The sequence below is a fragment of the Streptomyces sp. NPDC050211 genome, from assembly GCF_040656035.1.
GTDB lineage: Bacteria > Actinomycetota > Actinomycetes > Streptomycetales > Streptomycetaceae > Streptomyces.
On sequence record NZ_JBFALC010000107.1, the window covers coordinates 1 to 7,324 of the forward strand.

The 7,324-nt window shown below is 72.3% G+C and carries 6 protein-coding genes; 4 read left to right on the plus strand and 2 right to left on the minus strand.

The window, feature by feature from the left end:
* Window positions 1–310 precede the first annotated feature (310 nt).
* The 3 genes from AB0I98_RS46990 (at window position 311) to AB0I98_RS47000 (ending at window position 3,750) form a co-directional block, all read left to right on the plus strand.
* Complete coding sequence (locus AB0I98_RS46990; RefSeq protein WP_362952233.1) at window positions 311–1,105, plus strand: DUF4142 domain-containing protein; 795 nt, start codon at window positions 311–313, stop codon at window positions 1,103–1,105.
* 96 nt (window positions 1,106–1,201) lie between these two features.
* On the plus strand, window positions 1,202–1,981 hold the full coding sequence (locus AB0I98_RS46995; RefSeq protein WP_362952234.1) for a TIGR04222 domain-containing membrane protein: 780 nt from the start codon (window positions 1,202–1,204) through the stop codon (window positions 1,979–1,981).
* A 116-nt stretch (window positions 1,982–2,097) separates the two neighbouring features.
* Window positions 2,098–3,750: an alpha/beta hydrolase gene (locus tag AB0I98_RS47000; RefSeq protein WP_362952235.1), complete on the plus strand. Its 1,653-nt coding sequence runs from the start codon at window positions 2,098–2,100 to the stop codon at window positions 3,748–3,750.
* A gap of 37 nt (window positions 3,751–3,787) precedes the next feature.
* On the opposite strand, the gene hemQ is transcribed toward AB0I98_RS47000, so the two are convergent.
* Window positions 3,788–4,519, minus strand: coding sequence for a hydrogen peroxide-dependent heme synthase (gene hemQ / locus AB0I98_RS47005; RefSeq protein WP_362952236.1), 732 nt, complete (start codon window positions 4,517–4,519; stop codon window positions 3,788–3,790).
* A gap of 5 nt (window positions 4,520–4,524) precedes the next feature.
* Window positions 4,525–5,985, minus strand: a complete 1,461-nt coding sequence (gene hemG / locus AB0I98_RS47010; RefSeq protein ID WP_362952237.1) for a protoporphyrinogen oxidase — start codon at window positions 5,983–5,985, stop codon at window positions 4,525–4,527.
* Window positions 5,986–6,145: 160 nt separating this feature from the next.
* Between hemG and AB0I98_RS47015 the strand changes: the two genes are divergently transcribed.
* Window positions 6,146–7,120 (plus strand): DUF4349 domain-containing protein, encoded by a 975-nt coding sequence (locus tag AB0I98_RS47015; protein WP_362952238.1) that lies wholly within the window; start codon window positions 6,146–6,148, stop codon window positions 7,118–7,120.
* Window positions 7,121–7,324: the final 204 nt, after the last annotated feature.

Genomic DNA, 7,324 nt, shown 5'->3' on the forward strand with positions numbered 1-7,324 from the left:
GCCTGGGGCGGCACGGGTGGGCGCAGGCGGCGCCCCGTCAGCGCCGGGCCGCGCGTCCCACCCCCGGCCCCCTAGACGCAGGGCACGACACAAATGTGCGGGACATAACACCCCACCCTCACCTCACCCCCAGAACCGCACCCTTGCCCCCTTTACGCCCCATATGCCCACCACTCAAATCCCCCATACGACCCCCACCACCCCACCCCAACCCCGCCTCCGCATACCGAAGTTGGCGTAGACCGCGAAGTAATATGCCAACGCCGCACCAAATGCGCACTAACGTGCGGTGCCGCAAGCAGGAGGCACCATGCGACCCCGACCCCGCCCCCCGATCAACGGCCGAGGCATCTTCACCGGCACCGGCCTGATCATCACCGGCCTGGCAGCGACCCTCGCCGCACTGATCTTCCCGATCTGGTCGTACACCGACCGATCGGGAACCGGCGTTGACGTCCTCAACGCCGAGACGGTGTCGACGAGGTTCGGACCGCTGTCGGGACTGGACCGCGACTTCGTCACGAAGGTCCGGCTCGCGGGCCTGTGGGAGCTGCCGGCGGGCCGCCAGGCCCAGCAGAAGGGCACCACCCCGGCCGTACGCACAGCGGGCCGGCACCTCATCGAGGGCCACGCCTTCCTGGACGAACGGGCGCGCGACGTCGCCTCCCGGCTCGACCTCGCCCTGCCCAACGAGCCCACCGACCAGCAGAAGGAATGGCTCGCCACCCTCAACGCGGCGCAGGGAGTGACGTACGACCGCGAGTTCGCGAACATCCTGCGCCTGGCGCACGGCAAGGTCTTCTCCGTAGTCGCCCAGGTCCGCGCGAGCACCCGCAACTCCCTGGTCCGCGCGCTCGCCGACGACGCGAACACCACCGTGCTGGACCACATCAAGGTCCTGGAGGCCACGGGTTACGTCGACTTCGACGCCCTCGCCCGCGACATGGCCGCCGCCGGCACTCCCCCACTCACCCCCTCCCCGGCCCCGCCCGGTCCCACCACCGACCCGGGCCCGGTCATCCCACTGACCCCACCGCCGTCACCGACGTACTCGCTCCCACCGGCGGCCACCAGCCCACCGCCGGGCATTCCCGGCGATCCCTGATGAAACGCCCCAAAACCGCAACCACTAATTGAGGAACCCCCACGGCGAGCAACCAAGTCCGCGAAAGCGGCGGCGGTTTAGCCGCAAAATGGTGCCATGTTCTGGGTGCTGCTTCTGCTGCTCGCCTGGGCCGCCGCCGGCACATCGTGCACACGGTTGTGCCTGGCCGCCGTATGCACGGCCGCCGCGGACGCCCATGCCGCCGCAGGCCGCAGACACGACCTGACGCTGTACGAGGCGGCGTTCCTGTCCGGCGGCCCCCGCCGGGTCGCCGATCTGACGCTGGTGTCGATGGCCCGCCAGCACCGGCTGCTCCTCGCGCACACGGGCTGGGCCACGGTCGTCGACCCGCGCGGGCGGGACGAGATGGAGCGCTCGGTGATCGGGGCCATCGGACCGGAGGGGCAGTCGCCGATCGCTCCGGTGCGGGACGCCGCCGCTGCCGCCGACGCGGTCGGCAGCCTCGCCGACCGGCTGGTCAGCGCGGGCCTCGCCGTGCCCCTCGGCTCCCGTACGTCCGTCGGGGCCGCGGTCCGTCAGGTGCGGCTCGCCGCGGTGGCCGTCCTCGTGCTGGGCGCCGCCGCGCTGCTGACGCCCGCTCCGTCGGAGCTGCCGCGCAATCTGGTCGCCCTCTGGTTCGCGCTCCCTCTCACCCTCACCCTGAGCTGCCTGGCGATCGCGCGGATCGAAGTGCACCCGTACTCGCACTGGGCCTCCCCGGCCGGGCAGCGCCTGCTGGGCGCCCTGGCCCTGCACGCGGGCTCCGCTGACGACCGTACGTACCTCACTTCCGTCGCCGTACGCGGGGTTCGCGCGATCGGCGAACCGGACCTGCGCGCGGCCTTCGGGCGCCGTGATCCTTACTGGCGTCACTGACACGTCAGGGGGCGCATAGGGCGCAATGGCGCCGACACCGGCGGGCGGTGCTTGCCTTCGCCGACGGCCGACCGAAACATCCCTTCTGTCGCTGCCGTGCACCGAAGGGATACCTGATGAGAGCCCCCGCCCTCTACTCGGCCGCCGGGTCCTTGCTCCTGACAGCCCTTGCCGGTGTCACCGCCCCGTCGGCCGGCGGCACCGAGGCCGCCGCGGGCATGAGCGAGCTGCACGGCACCGCGGTCGCCGCCGCGCGCGCCGAGGCGGCCGGGATCGACTTCGGCAAGTGCGCCCTGGGACAGGACATGCCGGGCCGCATGCAGTGCGGCACGGTGACCGTCCCCCTCGACTACGCGCAGCCGAACGGCAAGCAGATCAAGCTCACCGTCAGCCGCGTGCGGGCGACCCGCAAGGACCCGCACAACAGCAAGCGCGAGGTGCCCCGGCAGGGCGCCCTGGTCTACAACCCGGGCGGGCCGGGCGCCTCGGGCATGTACTTCCCGCTGGTCGGCCTGCTCCCCGAGTGGAAGCGCATCGCCGGGGCGTACGACCTCGTCGGCTACGCCCCGCGCGGCGTCGGCCGCTCCGCGCCGCTGTCCTGCCAGGACCCCAAGCAGTTCTTCAAGGCACCCTCGCAGTCGCCGACGTACCCCTCTGAGGCCTACAAGAAGGAGCGCATCGCGCAGGCCAAGGAGTATGCGCGCGGCTGCGCCAAGCGGTCGGGGAGCGCCCTGAAGCACTACCACTCCCTCAACAACGCCCGTGACCTGGATGTCCTGCGGGCCGCGCTGGGCGAGGAGAAGCTGACGTTCATGGGCGCCTCGTACGGGACCTACTTCGGGGCGCTGTACGCGACGCTGTTCCCCACGCATGTGCGGCGGATGGTGTTCGACGGGCCGGTGAACCCGGACCCGAAGCAGATCTGGTACGGCAACAACCTCGCCCAGTCGGCCGCGTTCGAGGGGCGCTGGGCGGATCTGCGGAAGTGGATCGCCAAGCACGACCGCGTGTACGCCCTCGGCGACACCCCGCAGCAGGTGCTGCGCAACTACGAGAAGGCGCGGGCGCGGCTGGCCGACAAGCCGGCGGGCGGCAAGGTCGGGCCGGGGCAGCTGCAGGACGCGTTTCTCACGGCCGGGTACTACGACGACTACTGGCCGGGTCGCGCGCACGCCCTGTCGGCGTATCTGAAGGGCGATCCGCAGCCGCTGATCGACATCGCCGGACCGCAGACCGAGGCGGCGGCCGAGGAGGAGAACTCGGGCGCCGTCTACACGGCCGTCGAGTGCAACGACGCACCCTGGCCGACGGACTGGGCGGTGTGGGACCGGGACAACACCCAACTCGCGCGCGTGGCGCCCTTCGAGACCTGGGACAACGTGTGGCTCAACCTGCCGTGCGCCTACTGGCCGGCGCCCCGGCAGCAGCCACTCGACGTGAGCTCGGCGCTGGGCGAGCTGCCGCCGACACTGATCCTGGCCGCCGAGCGGGACGCGGCCACGCCCTATGACGGCGCCCGCGAATTGCAGCGGCGGCTGTCGGGCTCGGTGCTGGTGACCGAGCGGGACTCCGGCACGCACGGCATCGCGGGCGGGCCGAACGCCTGCGTCAACGGGCACCTGGACGCGTATCTGCTGGAGGGCCGTCTGCCGCTGTGGCGCGCGGCGTGCAAGGCACACCCGGAGCCCAAGCCGGAGACGAAGTCCGCCGAGCCGCCCCGGACGGGCGACCGCGCCGACAAGGCGACAGCCGCCCGGCACAAGGGCTGAGGTCGAGCAGGCCCTGATCAGCCCGGCGGATGGCTGATCAGGCGAGCCCTGCGATCAGCTCGCCGATGTCCTTGCGGCGGCCCGTGTAGAACGGCACTTCCTCGCGGACGTGCATCCGGGCCTCCGAGGCGCGGAGGTGACGCATGAGGTCGACGATGCGGTACAGCTCGTCGGCCTCGAAGGCGAGGATCCACTCGTAGTCGCCCAGCGAGAACGAGGCGACCGTGTTGGCGCGGACGTCCGGGTAGCCGCGGGCCATCTTGCCGTGGTCGGCGAGCATGCGACGGCGGTCCTCATCGGGCAGCAGGTACCAGTCGTAGGAGCGCACGAAGGGGTAGACGCTGATGTAGTTGCGCGGCGTCTCGTCGGCGAGGAACGCCGGGATGTGCGAGCGGTTGAACTCGGCGGGGCGGTGCAGCGCCATGTTCGACCAGACCGGCTCGAGCGCGCGGCCCAGCTTGGTGCGGCGGAAGAGGTTGTACGCCTCCTGGAGCTGGTCGCTGGTCTCCGCGTGCCACCAGATCATGAGGTCGGCGTCGGCGCGCAGCCCGGACACGTCGTACGTGCCGCGGATCGTCACGTCCTTCGCGGCGAGCTGGTCGAACAGCTCCTGGACCTCGTCGGCGTAGCCCGCGCGGTCCTCGGGGAGGACGTCCTTCAGCTTGAAGACGGACCACAGCGTGTAGCGGATGACCTCGTTGAGGTCCTTGGCCAGCTTGCCCTTGTTCGGGATCCTGGCGGACTCGGTGGTGGGGGCGTCGTCACTCATGTCCCTCATTCTCCCGCTCCGCCGTGCAGGCTCTGCACCGGGTGGGCGGTGAGGTCCTGCACAGCACGCAGGTCACCGTGGATCTGGTCCACCGCGGCGTACGCGCTCGCGATGCACGCGGGGATGCCGACGCCGTCGTACTGCGCTCCGCACACCGCCAGGCCCGGCAGCTTGGCCACGTGCTCGCGGATGCGGGCCACGCGCGCGTGGTGGCCGACGGGGTACTGGGGCAGGCCGTCGTCCCACCGGGTGACCCGGGTCTCGACGGGGGTCGCGTCGAGGCCGGTCGCCGCCTTGAGGTCGTGCCGGGATACGTCCACCAGCTCGTCGTCCGCCCGCTGGAGGATCTCGGTCTCTCCGTACCGCCCGACGGAGGTGCGCAGCACGACGAGGTCCGGGTTCCGGTCGGCGATCCAGCCCCATTTCTGCGAGGCGAAGGTGGACGCCTTGATGGTGCGCCCGTCGACCGGCGGCACGAGGAACCCGCTGCCTTCGGGGAGCGCGGTCTCGGCGCGGCGGTAGGCGAGGGTGACCAGCGCCATGGAGGCGTACTCGACGGCGGAGAGCTCGGCCGCGGCGGCGGGGGCCTCGGCGCGCAGCAGGTCGGCGGCGGCAGGAGCGGGTACGGCGACGATCACCGCGTCGGCGTGCAGGACATGGTCGCCGGTGACGACCCGCCACGTCCCGGAGGACTCCCGGCGCAGCTCCGTGACGGCCGCCCCGGTGACGATCTCGCCGCCCCGCTCGCGCACCGACTCCGCCACGGCGAGCGGCAGGCTGCCCACTCCGCCCTCGATGCCCATGAAGACGGGTCCGGTCTGCTGGGTGGCGGCTGCCTTCGCCTGGATCTCGCGGACCCCCTCCGTGAGCGAGTGGTGCGTGCGGGCCGCCTGGAAGAGCTGGGGGACCGCGGAGCGCATCGAGATGCGGTAGGCGTCGCCCGCGTAGACGCCACCGAGCAGGGGTTCCACCAGACGGTCGACGACCTCACGGCCCAGCCGCTCGGCCACATACGCCCCGACGGCCACGTCCTCCCCCACCTCGGTGCGCGGCAGGTCGGCGTCGCGCTCGATGCGCCGCAGTCCCTCGTCGGAGAGGACGCCGGTCAGGGCGGTGGCCGTGCCGGGGACGCCCATGAGGTGGCCCTTGGGCATCGGGCGCAGGGCGCCGCGGGTCCAGATCGCGGCGGACGCGGTGGCGGGCGGCTGGAGGCGGTCGGTGAGGCCCACCTCGCGGGCGAGGGCCACCGCCTCGGGGCGGCGCGCGAGCATCGACTCGGCGCCGAAGTCCACGCGCGCGCCCGCGATCTCGCCGGGCAGCAGCTTGCCGCCGACGCGGTCCGACGCCTCCAGGACGGTCACGCGCGCCCCCCGGCGCACCAGCCGGTGGGCGGCGGCCAGCCCGGCGACGCCGCCCCCGATGACGACGACGTGCCCCGCACCCGTACGAGTCTCCGTTTCGCGCATGTCCCCAGCCTCTCAGACCCCACTGACAGTCCGTCCGCGCCCCGGTGTCCGGCACGAGTCCCGACCGTGACCTCTTCGGGACCGTTACCGGCCAACGTCCCGGCTCGCCCGGGCGTCGAAGTGATGTCAGTCGTCACCGACCCTCGGGGGGTAGCCGCACATGCGCACACGACGTTCCGTACGACCAGTTCCGGCGCTGGCCGGCATCCTGCTGGCCGCCGCCCTCGCGCTCACCGGCTGCACCGGCGCGAACGACGAGTCCACCAGCGACAGCGGCGGCGACGCGGCCGCCGCGGCACCGGAAGGGCGCGCGGAGGGCGCCGCGGGCACCGAAAGCGACGCGAGCGGCGCCAAGGCCGACGCACCGCCCAAACTGTCCGCGAGCCACATCATCCGCACGGCCTCACTGACCGTGCAGGTCAAGGACGTCCCGAAGGCCCTGGACGAGGCCCGAACGACCGCCGAGAACGCGGGCGGCTACGTCGGCAACGAGACCACCACCCGCGACGAGAAGGGCAACGAGCGCACCCGCGTGATCCTGCGCGTGCCCGTCGACCAGTACGAGAAGGTCCTGACCGACCTGGAGGGCGCGGGCAAGCTCCTCGACCGCACGGCGAAGGCGCAGGACGTCACCGAGCAGGTCGTCGACGTGGCGAGCCGCATCAAGTCACAGCGCGCCAGCGTCGCCCGGATCCGCGAGCTGATGGACCAGGCGACCAGGCTCAGCGATGTGGTCACCCTGGAGGGCGAGTTGAGCACCCGCCAGGCCGACCTGGAGTCCCTTCTCGCCCAGCAGACGTCCCTGAAGGACCGCACGACTCTGGCCACCATCACGCTCTCCCTCTCGGAGACGCCCGTGAAGAAGGAGGCCGCCGAGGACGACGACCCCGGGTTCGTGGACGCGCTCACCGGCGGCTGGGACGCGTTCGTCTCGGTGCTGCGCTGGATCGGCGTGGTGATCGCGGCGGTGCTGCCGTTCGCCGCGGCGGCGGCCCTGCTCATCCTGCTCTGGCTGCGCCTGATCCGCCCCCGGCTGCCGCGCCGCCCGGCCCCCGCGCCCGCGATGAGCGCGCTGGGCCCGATCCCGACGGCGCACCCGGCACCGGAGCGCCCCCGCGGAGAAGACGAGGACTGAGGAGACGAGGAGGCGGTACGGGCGTGAAATGCCCGGCCCCCGTAGCGTGTTCGCATGAGCATGAGCGCTGCACGGAGTGCACGGGAACGACTGGTCGTGATCGGCGGCGTCGCCCCCCGGAAGTCAGCGGCGAGGGCCGCCCCCCCCCGCAAAAGCCCCGCCGCGCGGGATATCGTGGCCGTGCAACACGGGCCATTAACCACG

Bases quoted from the DNA above. Each gene is read 5' to 3' on its own strand.
- hemG (WP_362952237.1), bottom strand. From the start codon at position 5,985: ATGCGCGAAACGGAGACTCGTACGGGTGCGGGGCACGTCGTCGTCATC.
- hemQ (WP_362952236.1), bottom strand. From the start codon at position 4,519: ATGAGTGACGACGCCCCCACCACCGAGTCCGCCAGGATCCCGAACAAG.
- AB0I98_RS47000 (WP_362952235.1), top strand. From the start codon at position 2,098: ATGAGAGCCCCCGCCCTCTACTCGGCCGCCGGGTCCTTGCTCCTGACA.
- AB0I98_RS46995 (WP_362952234.1), top strand. From the start codon at position 1,202: ATGTTCTGGGTGCTGCTTCTGCTGCTCGCCTGGGCCGCCGCCGGCACA.
- AB0I98_RS47015 (WP_362952238.1), top strand. From the start codon at position 6,146: ATGCGCACACGACGTTCCGTACGACCAGTTCCGGCGCTGGCCGGCATC.
- AB0I98_RS46990 (WP_362952233.1), top strand. From the start codon at position 311: ATGCGACCCCGACCCCGCCCCCCGATCAACGGCCGAGGCATCTTCACC.